13 protein-coding genes are annotated in these 13,428 nt (G+C 39.3%); 3 read left to right on the top strand and 10 right to left on the bottom strand.

Annotation, left to right across the window (positions count from 1 at the left end; all coding sequences use genetic code 11):
• Positions 1-31: 31 nt before the first annotated feature.
• The 5 genes from BLU80_RS12130 to BLU80_RS12110 form a co-directional block, all read right to left on the bottom strand.
• A complete protein-coding gene (locus tag BLU80_RS12130) occupies positions 32-1,189 on the bottom strand; it encodes a TlpA family protein disulfide reductase (protein ID WP_091398657.1) in 1,158 nt (385 codons plus the stop codon).
• 118 nt (positions 1,190-1,307) lie between these two features.
• The gene (locus BLU80_RS12125; RefSeq protein WP_139188145.1) at positions 1,308-2,246 is read right to left on the bottom strand and encodes a mechanosensitive ion channel family protein; all 939 of its coding nucleotides are present in this window, start codon (positions 2,244-2,246) and stop codon (positions 1,308-1,310) included.
• Between the two features lie 360 nt (positions 2,247-2,606).
• Positions 2,607-4,619, bottom strand: a complete 2,013-nt coding sequence (locus tag BLU80_RS12120; protein WP_091398654.1) for a protein-disulfide reductase DsbD family protein — start codon at positions 4,617-4,619, stop codon at positions 2,607-2,609.
• Between the two features lie 34 nt (positions 4,620-4,653).
• Entirely contained in the window at positions 4,654-5,109 is a 456-nt protein-coding gene (locus BLU80_RS12115) for a protein-disulfide reductase DsbD domain-containing protein (protein ID WP_091398652.1), read from the bottom strand.
• Positions 5,110-5,148: 39 nt separating this feature from the next.
• Positions 5,149-6,201 carry a PLP-dependent cysteine synthase family protein gene (locus BLU80_RS12110; protein WP_170831229.1) on the bottom strand — a complete coding sequence of 351 codons (1,053 nt, stop codon included), beginning with the start codon at positions 6,199-6,201 and terminating at the stop codon, positions 5,149-5,151.
• Positions 6,202-6,380: 179 nt separating this feature from the next.
• Between BLU80_RS12110 and BLU80_RS12105 the strand changes: the two genes are divergently transcribed.
• Together BLU80_RS12105 and BLU80_RS19560 are read left to right on the top strand one after the other, a co-directional pair.
• Entirely contained in the window at positions 6,381-6,851 is a 471-nt protein-coding gene (locus BLU80_RS12105) for an Lrp/AsnC family transcriptional regulator (protein WP_091398638.1), read from the top strand.
• A gap of 167 nt (positions 6,852-7,018) precedes the next feature.
• On the top strand, positions 7,019-7,165 hold the full coding sequence (locus BLU80_RS19560; RefSeq protein WP_170831228.1) for a hypothetical protein: 147 nt from the start codon (positions 7,019-7,021) through the stop codon (positions 7,163-7,165).
• A 655-nt stretch (positions 7,166-7,820) separates the two neighbouring features.
• Here BLU80_RS19560 and BLU80_RS12095 read toward each other — a convergent pair.
• Together BLU80_RS12095 and BLU80_RS12090 are read right to left on the bottom strand one after the other, a co-directional pair.
• A complete protein-coding gene (locus BLU80_RS12095; RefSeq protein ID WP_091398634.1) occupies positions 7,821-9,368 on the bottom strand; it encodes a MutS-related protein in 1,548 nt (515 codons plus the stop codon).
• 11 nt (positions 9,369-9,379) lie between these two features.
• Positions 9,380-9,835 carry an Lrp/AsnC family transcriptional regulator gene (locus BLU80_RS12090; protein ID WP_091398630.1) on the bottom strand — a complete coding sequence of 152 codons (456 nt, stop codon included), beginning with the start codon at positions 9,833-9,835 and terminating at the stop codon, positions 9,380-9,382.
• A gap of 169 nt (positions 9,836-10,004) precedes the next feature.
• Here BLU80_RS12090 and BLU80_RS12085 point away from each other — a divergent pair, with 169 nt between their 5' ends.
• Complete coding sequence (locus tag BLU80_RS12085; RefSeq protein WP_091398626.1) at positions 10,005-11,006, top strand: DMT family transporter; 1,002 nt, start codon at positions 10,005-10,007, stop codon at positions 11,004-11,006.
• A gap of 71 nt (positions 11,007-11,077) precedes the next feature.
• Here the strand turns inward: BLU80_RS12085 and BLU80_RS12080 are convergent, their stop codons facing one another.
• The 3 genes from BLU80_RS12080 to BLU80_RS12070 form a co-directional block, all read right to left on the bottom strand.
• Positions 11,078-11,677 carry a hypothetical protein gene (locus BLU80_RS12080; protein WP_091398623.1) on the bottom strand — a complete coding sequence of 200 codons (600 nt, stop codon included), beginning with the start codon at positions 11,675-11,677 and terminating at the stop codon, positions 11,078-11,080.
• Between the two features lie 51 nt (positions 11,678-11,728).
• A complete protein-coding gene (locus BLU80_RS12075) occupies positions 11,729-12,493 on the bottom strand; it encodes a hypothetical protein (RefSeq protein ID WP_091398619.1) in 765 nt (254 codons plus the stop codon).
• 325 nt (positions 12,494-12,818) lie between these two features.
• Complete coding sequence (locus BLU80_RS12070) at positions 12,819-13,418, bottom strand: hypothetical protein (RefSeq protein WP_244518889.1); 600 nt, start codon at positions 13,416-13,418, stop codon at positions 12,819-12,821.
• Between the last annotated feature and the right edge of the window lie 10 nt (positions 13,419-13,428).

The following is a 13,428-nucleotide window of genomic DNA, read 5'->3' as shown; positions in this document are numbered from 1 at the left end:
CAGGTGCCCCGTCCCATTCCATCTGGTAAAATTATATGGAGTTGTCTTTACATTCATTTTTTAAAATCTCCTCCAACTCCACCATAGAAATATGTTTTTTCAGAATATTCCCATTTTCATCAATTAAAAAATTGAACGGGAAAGTATTAATATTTAAATCTTTTGCAATAGCTCCGTTTATATCCAGATATTGATCCCAAGGCAGGGCATATTTAGAAACAACCGATTTCCAGGCCCCTATTTTAGCTGAAGCGTCGGTAGAAATACTATTGATATCGAAACCTTTGTCATGATACTTTTTGAACAATTGCTTGAGTTTTCCAAATTGTGCGATACAAGGTCCGCAGTTGCTATACCAGAAATCTATCAGCAGGAGTTTAGGATGAACTTCTGTTAGCCGGGACAAATCATAGGAGACTATTTTATTATTACCGTCCGATAGTTGTATTTTTGGAAAAGAGCTACCGATCGCCACCCGTTTAGCCTTGTCAAATATATTTTTTGTTTTTATTCCTAGATCAGACTGTTGAAGGTTGCTGTTCAAACTTTTTAAAGCGCTGTTCAGCTCCGGGGAATAACCCCGGATTCTGACTCTTTGATTCAAGTATAAAAGTCCAACATAAGAATCCGGATATTGAACAATAAAGTTTTTTATAGTGGAGTCCTTTTTAAAACTAATTTTATCTAATGCGATTTTCAAGCTATCTAATACGCTTTGAGGCGGGTGGCCCTGATAGACATTTTTAATCAATTTACTTCTCCGGGAAAAATAGACTGCCGTTTCATGTTGGTCAATAAAAGCTAGTTTCTCATTTAATATTTTATTTTGCCGGCCCAGTATACTTGTATCCAGCGGAAGGGCTCCGAATTGCAATTCGTTTAATTGCAGTTCCTGGTCATGCCCGGGTAATAACACGAAATTGCCTGTTAACATACTATCGTTTACCCAGATAAAAGCCAGATATGGATGTAACTGAGGCACTACTCCCTGAACGGTAGCCTCTGCTTTTTCTATTGCCCAATGCCTAGCTGAATCTTTATTCGAATAAACACCGATTATCATCAATTTGGCATATCCGGACTGAGTATCAGATAATCGTATTTTCAAGGAATAACGACCTGGTTGTGAAAAACATAGGGAATGAACGCAAAAAATAAAAATCAGGCTAAATAAAAAATTCTTCTGCATCTTAAAAAGTTTTCCGTTTAATCGTCCCCTGGCCAGTACCCATAATTTCGATAATATCCTAAATATGCCTTCGGGTCGGCGATAATAGCTAATCGCTTAATAGCATCAATCCACCCGCTTACACATCAAATCCTTTATGAGGTGCCCTCTCTCCCATCATGGTGACCTCAAAGGTATTGCTAGGAGTTGGGATATTATTTAGCACAAATGCGTCATATACCGCTTTTCTGACTCCAAAGTAAACACTGTAATAGTCCGCCTCCATCTGTCGCGGATTTTTAGGATCATAGGGTTTGATTTTAATTCTGGGCCAGACCACAAGGACCGGACCGTCCCCGGTTAATTCGGTGACCTTTACATCAGGAGCCGGGTCACTAATCACAGTAGCAATAGTTTTCATGGCTTCTATCGCGACCTGCCTTGCTTTATCAACATTCGTATAATCAGCCACCGGCACTTTAATATCAATACGCAAATTATCCTGGTCTGTATAGTTATTGATCACACCGGTACTTAATGCGCCATTTGGCAGTCGTATGGTCTTATTTTGAGACGTCAATACGGAGGTATAGACAATCCCGATCTCTATTACCAGTCCGAACTGACCTTGCGCCTCTATTAAATCCCCTACTTTAAAAGGTTTTAAAATCAGAATCATAACACCGCCCGCAAAGTTCCCTAAAGTTCCGTTTAAGGTACTGCCCAGTGCGATTCCTGCTCCTGCTAAAAGCGCTGCAAAACCAGTTATACTTATGCCAAGAATGCTGATAACGGTGAGGATCAAAAATACCATCATACTGATTCTGACAATAGAAGTCAGAAAAGTCTGCAGCGAGCTGTCTATGTTTCTCTTCTGTAATAGCTTTATAAAAAGGCGGCCGACCCATTTAATGAGCCAGTATCCTACAAATCCAATGATCAGAGCCGCGATGATTTTAGGCAAATACAACATACTCATATCTTCCCAAACCCGCAGATCCTTAAATCCACCAACGACCTCCTTCGTAGTTGATTTCCCCAGTTCACTTACGCTTTGCAATAAGAGTGTATTTATCATGTTGCTTATGGTCTTTTCCGGTGAAATGTTACCAGGCCCCCTTATATGGATCAAAGACTTCTAAAAGGGAAGTCTCGTATTTTACAAATATAAAGATATTTTTTTACCTCACATAAGCACGGGACATATAACCCCCTACTAACCAGGCAGCTGCTGTATATCCCAACATTAGGCTAACCAAAAGAGGCTGTAAGAATACAGCCCCGGTTGTTGGTTTTATACATGAGAATTTAATTCCATTTGATTAAAAAGGCCTTATCAGGCCACTTCTTCTTGCTATCCTGCCTACCTTAATTTTAGGCAGTTAAATCAGACCCTTGCTAATTAACAGGAGCTAAAGGCCGCCTTTCACCCATACTTTTACTGTTTATCAAAATTGGCTTTAACCTGATCCAGATGATGAATAAATTTCTGAATATCCGGATCATACCCGTACCGCTCCTCGCTGAGTGGCTTACCCTCCAGGTCCAGGAACATATATAAGGGTTGAGAAATAAGCCCGAAGGCGGACTGTTCATAATCCAGATTTTTACTGCCGACATCGGCAATCACCTTGCCCGACCTGCTGGTATAAACCTGATCTGGCGGCAAAGCCGTTTTTTCATCCGTATATAAACTGATAATCACAAAATCATGCTTTAACCTTTTAAGCACATCGGGGTTACTCCAGACCTCATTCTCCATTTTGCGGCAATTGGTACAGGAATGCCCCGTAAAGTCAAGCATGACCGGTTTATGCAGAGCTTTGGCCGCTGCCATGCCTTCCTGCAGATCAAAATAGGCAGTAAGACCTAAAGGCATGTGCAGTCTGTCGATATATAACTTAGGAGGTGTTGCCTGCAGGTTATCTTTACTACTGGCGACAGCACCACTAGTTCCTATATCTTCCAACTTATATTGTAGTTGATTCAGATCAAAATCCTGAGTAGACGGCGGAGGTAATAAACCACTCATGGTTTTAAGTGGAGCGCCCCACATACCGGGAATCAGATACATACCAAAGGTCAGAAAGCAAATAGCAAAAAACAGTCTGGGTATACTGATAAATTTAAGATCACTGTCATGCGAAAACTTCAGTTTTCCCAACAGATAAAAACCGGTGAGCAGCGCCAGCACGATCCAGAGGGCGAGGAAGATTTCCCGGTCCAGCAGATGCCAGCCATAAATCAGATCCACCATGGATAGAAATTTCATGGCCATGGCCAACTCAATAAAACCAAAGACTACTTTTACACTATTCAGCCAGCCACCGCTCTTAGGCAAAGCATGGAGCATGGATGGGAAAAAGGCAAATAGGGAAAAAGGAATGGCCAACCCAACACTCAGGCCCAGTATACCCATGACAGCAGAAATACCTGCTGCAGCAGAATTAGCGGTTGCTACCTGCGGCAACAAACTTCCTATGAAAGGACCTGTACAGGAAAAAGAGACAATCACCAGGGTAAGCGCCATAAAGAAAGTGCCGATCATCCCTCCTTTTGAAGCCTTCGCATCCGCCTTGGTCGCCCAGCTGCTGGGAAGGGTCAGTTCAAAACCGCCAAAAAATGAAATGGCAAAAATGACAAATATGGCAAAGAAAATCAAATTGGCCACTGCACTGGTGGCAATCGTATACATAACACTATCCCCGAATATCTTTGTCAGTACAAAGGTCGGAATGGTATAGATTAAAATAATAGAAATGGAATAACTCAGGGCATTACGGATTCCTTCTGCTCTTGACTTACTTCTTTTTAAAAAGAAACTGACGGTCACAGGAATCAAAGGAAAGACGCAAGGGGTAAATACAGCCACCAGACCGAATAGAAGGCCTAGCCAGAAAATCTTAAGCATTGACGTATGCGCTGGGGTGCCCGCCGCACTTTGATCATTCGTTTTTTGACCGACAGCCATACCGGCAACGACGGGGCCGCTACCTTTTTTAAGCGGCAGTAAAATTTCCTGTTCCCCGGACGGGAAATTATCTCCGGACTTCCCAAGCCAGGTAAAGACACCTTTGATGGTGGCGGATTCCGAGGCCGGAATATGCAACCTGACACTGAAAGTTACGCTGTCTTTAAAATAGTGCAATTCCGCTCCAAGATTACTATCCTTTAAGGCTTCCAGCTTCCCCTCTTCTGTCAGATCTTCACCAGGAACAATATATTTCGTAATGGAACTGTCAGGCGTAAAAGCGGAGATAAACGCATCCTCAGCGTTGGTCTTATGGGTGGAGAACAGCATTACCCCCGGATCTAACTTGGCCTGGATCATCAGCTCCGCTACCGAATCATTTAACCGGAGAACCGTATCTTTTAAATGCACTCCGTCCTGACTAAGGGCGGTCCCAAAAGCAGCTATAACAGCTAAAATAGCTAAGGTGAATTTGCGCATAAAATAATTTTACTTGCGTTTATCTTTAAGAATCTTAATTAAGTTTTACAGAGAAATCCCAGCCACTTGGCGGCAGACACTCCTGATCATTGCAGACCATAAAATTGACGGTACCGGTAACATTGGTTTTAACACCGGCTTTCACCTTTAACTTTTGTACAAACTGAACTTTTCCCGCGTAATATTTCACGTCTACCCCAAAATTCTTGTCATGGGTTGTTTTAAGCACCCCTTTTTCTGCAGCTTTTCCATCAACTGTTATAAGTGGATTTTTATTAAAGCTGATGGAAGTAGGAACCGGCCCACCATCAGGGGTAGATTGCGAATAAATGTGCCAGGGAGCCGGGACAGTTGCCGTAAGGGTGAGGGTGTAATTTCCATTTGCTGATTTTTCAGCGGCTGCGGTCCATTTGACCGGGCTCTGCGGCTGTGCATTTAAGGCAAGTGTCAATCCTAAGACCATCACCGCCATACATAATAGTTTTTTCATTTTTTGTAGTTTTTGAGTAAATCTTTATTTGATTTTTTATTAGCTCAAAACTGGCGATGCCAGTCTGGCTATGGGCTGATAATCTATAAATTCTGTATCGGTTGACAAATACCCTTCTTTTACAGGCTCCACTCTCATCAAATCCGTACTGAGGTATTTTTTATTACTATCCGGAAGTACCGTAACCACTACGCTATTTTTTCCCAGTTTTTCAGCGAGCTTAATGGCGCCTATTACATTGGCACCCGAAGAAATGCCCACTGCCAGTCCCAACTGTGCAGAAAGCTTCTGGGCCATGATTATAGCATCTCCGTCACCTGACTGGATAATCTCATCTAACTGATCCAAACGTACAATGGAAGGGATAAATTCATCAGAGATTCCTTGAATCCTATGGGTCCCCGTTTTATATCCTGTGGTAAGCGTGGGAGACTCCATGGGTTCCAATGGATGTATCGTAATATTTGGGTTCTCTCCTCTCAAGTAATTACCGATACCCATGACAGTTCCACCGGTACCTACACCTGCCACAAATGCATCCGGCAACAGATTCAACTGTTGAAGCTGCAGATAAATTTCCGGAGCGGTTGTTTTTTCATGGGCCTCCGCATTATAACAGTTGCTGAACTGTTTGGGTAAAAATACACCGCCCGCTTCAGCCATCTGTTCACTGAGTCGAATACTGCCCAGAAATCCGCCTTCTTCTTTAGTAACCGTAATGATTTTGGCGCCAAATCCACGGATAATATCCATACGCTCCTTACTTAACCAATTAGGCATAATAATATTCACCTCATGGCCCATGGCCTTGCCAATAGCTGAAAAGGATATACCGGTATTTCCGCTGGTTGCCTCTACAATAGTATCTGTGGATCTGATATGCCCCGCCTCATAGGCTTTGTGCATAATATAGAGTGCCATCCGGTCTTTGATGCTGCCTGTCAGGTTATAATGTTCACATTTGACAAAAATCCGCCCAGGTTTTCCTTTATAGGTATAATGCAATTCCAGCATCGGGGTATTACCTACAAGTTGCCAGAGGCTTTTCAGCCTCGCCTGCACTGTATTATCTTTTTGGGTGATAACTTCCATTTGAATACTATTTTAATTGATTTGACAAAGCTATCTTCCACAATAAAAACAAACAATACCTATACTATATTCAATAAATATTATTGAATATAGTATATTATACAATAATTTTTATTGTTACCTTGCATTCAAATTTATGCAGAAATTCATTTTTTATTGTCTACTAAAACAGTGATACAATGACAGAACAATCTTTTTTAGATGAAACCGACCAACAGATTCTCAAAATCCTACAGAAAGATGCCTCGCTTACCAGTAAAGAGGTAGCGGTACAGGTCAATAAATCCACCGCAGCAGTCCATGAACGTATACGAAAATTAAAAAAGGAAGGCTTCATCAAAAAAATAATAGCGATTCTGGACCGAAAAAAGATTAATAAGAACCTGGTCGCCTTTTGTCACGTGTTACTCCATAATCACTCCACCAATACCTTACAAGAATTTGAGAGCTCGGTCGTCCAGCTCCCCGAAGTGCTGGAATGTTTACAAATGACAGGTGCCTTTGATTTTATTTTACGGGTAGCAGTAAAAGATATGGACGATTATCAGGATTTTTACCGCAATAAGCTGGCGGCACTAGCCAACGTTACGACCGTGCAAAGTTTTTTCATCCTATCCGAAGCCAAAAGTGATTTTGGGTATCAATTGTAGGTTAGACAATAACAATAAGATGCTCATATTCAGGCAACAAGAAATATTTAGATCAAAAGTATCCAGCCAAAACCACCTAAAAAGACATCGTTTTGGCTGGGTAAAAAAATCAAACCCAGCCAATTTAACATATTTTAACAACTGTATTTAGCTACAAAAAAGAACATATGTCTAATATTATAGGAAGGAAAGAAGAACTTTTTGAATTAAACCGTGCCCTTGAATCAAAAGAAGCAGAACTAATTGCTATTTATGGCAACATAAAATATACCGATTTTATATCGACCACTGAGAAAATTAAAAAGTATATATGAATGAGTCTGCACAATTGAAGCGTATTTTCAAATAAATTGTTTCTAGACAATGAAAAACAAATTGTAATCATAAGGTAAAGTAAGCTAAATGGACACCTCTAATTAAAATTAGCATGGTTTCCCTAAATAGCAGATTTCTGAAGGTATTTGGCTGAAACCCAGCCGTAAATATTATAAATAAAACTATTTTTACAGAAATGCTGGTTAAGATGGCTTGTTATCAACATTATATAACATACTAATAATCATTTTGTTACATTCCGGTGTGATTTTTTACTAAATTTTGGTAACTTCCTGACTTTGACATCATCCTTTATCAACGATTTATAACTCGTTTATTTTCAATAAATTGAAATTTCTGGGACACCCATTTGGGTGTCCCAGGTTTATTTAAGTTGTATTTTCGTAATATGTATGCTCGAAAAAAGGCGAATAAAAGCGGGATAATTAGTGTCCAGGTAATTGACAAAAGCCGGGGAAGTTACCGTGTGATTAAAACAATCGGCAGTAGTGCTGACTTAAGTGTCCTAGACGAATTGGTGTCAGAAGCAGAACAATGGATTATCACTAGCCAAGGCCTACAAGATATGTTCTCGATTGCTGCCCAAAATTTAGATGAACGCCAATCTAACGAAAGTTAACCCAAGAGATACCTTTATTCAACAAACCCGTCTTTTTCCATTTCCATGTAAATTTGATTGGCCTTCTCAACAATCTCTGTTGGGAATCCTTCAATTTTAATCAGTTCAAGTGCATTACGGGTAACCTTTTTACCCACTTTTAAACGGTAATCAAAGGACAATTTACCATCTGGGTGCACCTGCTCATTAAAATAATACATTTTGTAAGATGATTCCAATAACTCAAGTAAAGCAAAATCATGGCTGGCCACGATAATCATAGGTCCACCACCAAAGGGCCTTGTTGACTGCTTTGCAAAATATTCCAGTACTGAGGCAGCTATGGCGACCCTCTCTCTGCTATTGGTACCGTTAAACGGTTCATCAAATAGTAAAAGGCAGGGATGGTGACTAGAAAAATTAAAAATCTCCACCATGTCTTTCACCTCGCGTTGGTAATGACTGATCCCCTCGCTTATCGCATCCATATGGTGCATTGCCGCCAAGGTAATAAGCAAAGGGCAGGCAAAGGAATCGGCAAAACAGGTATGTATAGATCCGGCCAGTAAATTATTCAACGCCATGGATCTTAAAAATGTGCTTTTACCGGCAGCATTCGATCCGGTAATAAGTACCGCCCCGCCTTTAGGCGAAAAATCATTTTTTACACAGTTTTCAATGACCGGATGATATAATCCTTTTATATCAACCTGAGCCACGCTGTCTACCAGTTCAGGCACACAACATCCCTCAGCCCTTCTGAGTTTTACAATGGATAATAAAAAATCTGCCTTTCCGACTGCTTTAAAAAGCGTATGAATCCTATCTTTTTTCAGGTTCACTTCTCTTACTATAAATCGGGACGCACCGACCTCAATTAGCGTAAAAGCCTTTATCAACTCATATAGCAGCCAGGGCAACATATAAAGTTCCGAAGAGGTAAAAAGTTGCAAGGACTGGTTAATACTAAGTTTTTTCCGTACTTGTTTCAGGCTGTTAAAAGCTTCGATAGTTTGCTCATTTTCCATCATGCTACCCTTAGCCTTTTTTTGAATGGTGCTACAGAAATCATACAAGGTAATCACCGAATTCAAACTCTTCCGGTATGTATCCAGCACCATTTTATTATGAAAATGTAAATACAGATGAAATCCAAATAAAGCAATCAGCACCACAAATCCCCAGTGAAAAAATAAAGAAAGGATAACACCAATTACAAGTAGCGCCTGCAAACAGGGAATCCATTTATAATACCAGAGGGTTTTTAGATGGCTGCTAAAAATAAGATAGGGAAGATCGGAACTATCCTGATGCGACAGTACTTTCGCCTCCTTTTCAAACACAAGCCTGAAAGGCTCATCTGAGGCCATCCTCTGCAATTGATCTTCCAGTTCTGCTAATCTGCTGTAGTCATTAAATGGATATTTCAATCTATAATACAAATACTGCTTCCCAATTACGGAGCTCGTAAAATCCAACAAGTCAAAAGTATTATCCAGGTCTATATCCTGATCAGATTTTTCAAGGATCATCTCTTTAGCCTGAGGTTGCTGATTGTAATACAGTCTTATATAATCTTCCATATATTTTTATATTAAACAATAGGTACTTCCAGACCCAGCTTTTCTACACCCATTACAATAATGGTTCTGAACCTGCGCACATTTTTGGAGCCGAAGAATAATTTTCTGGTTAACTTTTCATACTCCGTCATACTAGCCACAACTATTACCAACATAAAATCGGACTCTCCGGTCACATAATAACATTGCTGCACCTCACTGGCACTTAAAAACAATTTTTTTACAGCGTCGATTTCTTCTATCTTCTCGCTATCCAAAAATACCTCTACCATGAGCGTAATCGGGCTACCCATGCTCTCTCTGTTAAGCACCGCTATATCTGCCTGTATGACACCGTCGGCACGCATTCTTTTTATCCTTCTTTGCACGGCAGCGGCAGACAGTCCCACCCTTTCGCCAATATCCCTTTGAGGGGTCTGATTGTCTTTTTGGAGTATCGCTAATATCTGTTTATCAAACTGATCCATTGTAAGTTGATTTTAAAAGAAGGCAACCCAAAATCTCAAACCTAGGGTAAGCTGTTTAAAATTGAAGACCCGGTGCAATTTTGTTGCACAAACACCCTTAAAATTAAGCAAAAAACATCATCTATATAATAGAAATTTGCACCCGAACTCTTAATCATCATTATATTTCATGAAAAAACCAACTTTACAGGGCTTTATAATGGCCATCTCAGCGGCTATTTGCTGGGGCTTTTCCGGAACCTTCTGTCAGTATCTATTTCAAAAAAGGGGCATTAGTGTTGAGTGGATGATAACCGTCCGGATGCTGGGTGCAGGGGTACTGTTACTGTTATATGCGGGTTTTATTCAAAAGCTGCCGCTACTATCCATATTTAAAAGGAAAAACGACAGTATTGCTCTCATTACATTTACCATTTTTGGTATGGTTGCCGTACAATATACCTACTTTGCTGCTATCAGGCATTCAAATGCGGGAACAGCCACTGTATTGCAATATGCAGGGCCAGTCCTTATTGCCATCTATCTGGCCATTAAAAGCAGAAAGCTACCAGGTATCGCCACAGGCATTGCAATTATACTGGCAACACTCGGCACCATTTTGTTAGTCACCCATGGTCATTTTGGGACGCTGGCGATCTCAAAAACAGCTTTAGTATTAGGTTTAAGTTCGGCCGTTGCTCTGGCTATTTATACCCTCCAGCCATTAAGATTACTATCTGCCTACAAATCGTCTATTATCATAGGCTGGTCCATGCTCATTGGTGGAATCTTATTCAGCTGTATTCATGCTCCCTGGCAGGCAACTGGCAGCTGGGACATGTTAGCGATTGGAGCAGTCGGATTTATCATCCTATTTGGCACACTGATCGCTTTTAGTCTTTACATGACAGCCGTTCAATTAATCGGTGGTCAGATGACCAGTTTACTGGCCTCTGCAGAACCGCTATCAGCTACCATACTGGCCGTCGTCTGGCTGCATACCTCCTTTCAGTTAATGGACTGGATAGGCAGCCTGATGATAATATCCACTATATTTTTCTTAAGTAGTGCAGACAAAAAAACTAAAAAGCTACCTGTTGCGTCCGGTGAAATCCAAAAAGACCCAACGCTCCTTTCCGCTCAATTAAAGGAGGTCCTTGATGCACCGGAAATATTAGAAAAAGCAGGGTAAGGTAATTTATACGATGAATGATTTACAATTAATCTGCTGCTTAAAAATACCCTTAATTTTGAAGTCAGTCTTTATGGACGATTTAAACTGTCAAGTTTTTTCCAAATGGAGCTGTTCCAAAACCGGATATCATTTAAGTTAAATCTGTAATCATCTTTTTTATTTTCAGAGATAAACTTTTCAAAGCGGTCTTTTCTTATTTCTTTTGATAAGGAATGCAAATCTCTTGAATTTGTAAAAGAGGAGCCTATCAATTGCAATAAAAAATCGCCGCTGTCCCTAATACCTATAAAAGTGGCTGCATCAAAATACCATTCATAATCCCTATCTGGAATCAATTGTCTGGCAGTTGGGTTTTTTGTAATAACATTAAAAGCGAGTTTGTTTTTCATCGGGCTATAGACGATGGTGTCAATCATGAGAATTGTTGAATCTGAATAAAAGGAATCATGGAAGAATCCAATTCTATTGGATAATAAAACTTTTAATTGCCGGATTAATTGAAGACTGTCCTTAGTATAAACACTATTGGCAACCGTAGTCTCATTCAAAAATTCTTTTGGTGTTTTTGCGTCATTTTTAAATACGTACCATCCTTTGATGAAAAAATTATAAAAGCCAATCATTAGAATTCCTACAATCAAACCCAATATCAATACTCTCTTAAACATATTTACCGTTTTAACTTATCTATGGCCTGAATAAAGTACGATGCATCCCTCCTAATAATAGATTTTCCTAACAATATACAAATAAGTTTTCCCATTTAAATGGGCATAGCATTTCTCCCAGTTTCCCTTCCTGTCCGTTTTATAACTCAGTCGATAACTTACTTTTCTAACATCTCTTAAAATAGTATATTGAAGTTCTTCATATACACTATCCACAAATCCATTTTTATCATCGGAATATCTATAGATTGAAGAGTCGCCATTTCCAGGCAATATTTTATAAATCTTTTGTCCAAATTCATCATAACCAAACAATACCTTTGAAGGAGATTTATCTTGATTACTATTTGGGTATGAAAAATTTAAAGAAATTACATGATTTTTTAAATCATATACGAAGCTATCCTTTACACTTATTAACTTTTTATAGAGACTATCTTCAAACATTTTTTCAACCTTAACTCTACCTTTCTCATCATAATCATATTGGTAATAATAATTGTATTGTATATTCCTCGTCAAATTGGGGTAAATTTGATTTTGTTCAATAAGAAGTCCTTGGTCATTATAAAAGTATCTAAAGATTTGAATTAATTTGCCATAAGAGCAACTCCTAACCGAATCTACCTTACCCAATTTGTTAAGAAAATAAATACTACTCCACCCCTTGCCATTAACCAATGGGCATTCGTGTTTATAGTAAACCATTCTCTCCGGAAAACTTTTAACCCTGTCCACATCATCCTTTATATACTCTTGTGTAAATGAGGTAACAGAGTAGAGTAAAAATAATATCAAAAATAGCATTTGACGCATCGTATCAAAGTTTATTCTTACCTAATAAAAAATATCTTGTAGACTACTTCAGCGGTTAACAATTTCCGGTTCGTATTAAATACACCGTAAGCATCACTGCCACATTGCCCCTTGTTATTGAGTCAGCGAACACACTTTAATCAAAAAAAGATTTACGCTTGCGTCTCCTCCTATTGCTTTAAGTCTCCCTTCGTTTAGGCCGCTTGTCGAACATCAACTACGGCGTTATTTTTCAATATCGGCTCCATTAAGGCCTAAAACCCGCAATAACATTCCACCCTAACCATTCGAGACTGCTTTGGCACCCCCGTATTAGCAGATTATTTTATTGATTCTCAAGTTCTCGTTTGATGATTTGTTTTTCTCTTTTTCGGTCAGATTTTCGTCTATCTGACTTAACCTGTTGCTGATATCTGTTAATGTCACCGTTAAAGTGCATTGAGTTTTCGGCAAACCAGGAACCTTGTCTGATCATTAAACCGTTCCAAAAGCAATCATCAAAACCGCAATTATGCTTGGAATAATTGCCAAAATTTCTATGTTTTATTTTTTTTTCTTTCAAAATCCTTTGTTGATTCCGCTCGACCTTTTCCCAGTTTTTATATTCGTCAGCTTTTGTCAGTTCTTGGCCCAAATATTCCACCGCCATAAAGGTCTGTGGATCTTTTAGTTGAAGAAAGTCAAAGCTTTTTTTGAAAAATTTATGTGCGTAATCTCTAACGACTATTTTGTCCTCAACAGACAGCTTTTTATTTTCTAAAATAGACCGGTACAGGCCCAGCGTATTAAAGTCTTTATACTTCTTATGATTGTCCATGTAAAAGAAGTATTCCTTTAAGGTTAAGGTATTGAATTTTTGTCCTATTTCCATGTTGTTATTATTAATTGCCTTATAAACTGGCAACGATGATTCAAATATACCCAATAAAAGTAAA

This window comes from Arachidicoccus rhizosphaerae, from assembly GCF_900107765.1.
GTDB classification, from domain to species: domain Bacteria; phylum Bacteroidota; class Bacteroidia; order Chitinophagales; family Chitinophagaceae; genus Arachidicoccus; species Arachidicoccus rhizosphaerae.
The sequence above is the reverse complement of the archived record's forward strand: the minus strand, read 5'-3'. Positions and strand labels throughout refer to the sequence as shown.

Excerpts from the sequence above, each read along its gene's own strand:
- BLU80_RS12110 (WP_170831229.1), bottom strand. The coding sequence starts at position 6,201 with ATGGAAGTTATCACCCAAAAAGATAATACAGTGCAGGCGAGGCTGAAA.
- BLU80_RS12105 (WP_091398638.1), top strand. The coding sequence starts at position 6,381 with ATGACAGAACAATCTTTTTTAGATGAAACCGACCAACAGATTCTCAAA.
- BLU80_RS12125 (WP_139188145.1), bottom strand. The coding sequence starts at position 2,246 with ATGATAAATACACTCTTATTGCAAAGCGTAAGTGAACTGGGGAAATCA.
- BLU80_RS12075 (WP_091398619.1), bottom strand. The coding sequence starts at position 12,493 with ATGCGTCAAATGCTATTTTTGATATTATTTTTACTCTACTCTGTTACC.
- BLU80_RS12120 (WP_091398654.1), bottom strand. The coding sequence starts at position 4,619 with ATGCGCAAATTCACCTTAGCTATTTTAGCTGTTATAGCTGCTTTTGGG.
- BLU80_RS19560 (WP_170831228.1), top strand. The coding sequence starts at position 7,019 with ATGTCTAATATTATAGGAAGGAAAGAAGAACTTTTTGAATTAAACCGT.
- BLU80_RS12095 (WP_091398634.1), bottom strand. The coding sequence starts at position 9,368 with ATGGAAGATTATATAAGACTGTATTACAATCAGCAACCTCAGGCTAAA.
- BLU80_RS12115 (WP_091398652.1), bottom strand. The coding sequence starts at position 5,109 with ATGAAAAAACTATTATGTATGGCGGTGATGGTCTTAGGATTGACACTT.
- BLU80_RS12090 (WP_091398630.1), bottom strand. The coding sequence starts at position 9,835 with ATGGATCAGTTTGATAAACAGATATTAGCGATACTCCAAAAAGACAAT.
- BLU80_RS12130 (WP_091398657.1), bottom strand. The coding sequence starts at position 1,189 with ATGCAGAAGAATTTTTTATTTAGCCTGATTTTTATTTTTTGCGTTCAT.
- BLU80_RS12080 (WP_091398623.1), bottom strand. The coding sequence starts at position 11,677 with ATGTTTAAGAGAGTATTGATATTGGGTTTGATTGTAGGAATTCTAATG.
- BLU80_RS12085 (WP_091398626.1), top strand. The coding sequence starts at position 10,005 with ATGAAAAAACCAACTTTACAGGGCTTTATAATGGCCATCTCAGCGGCT.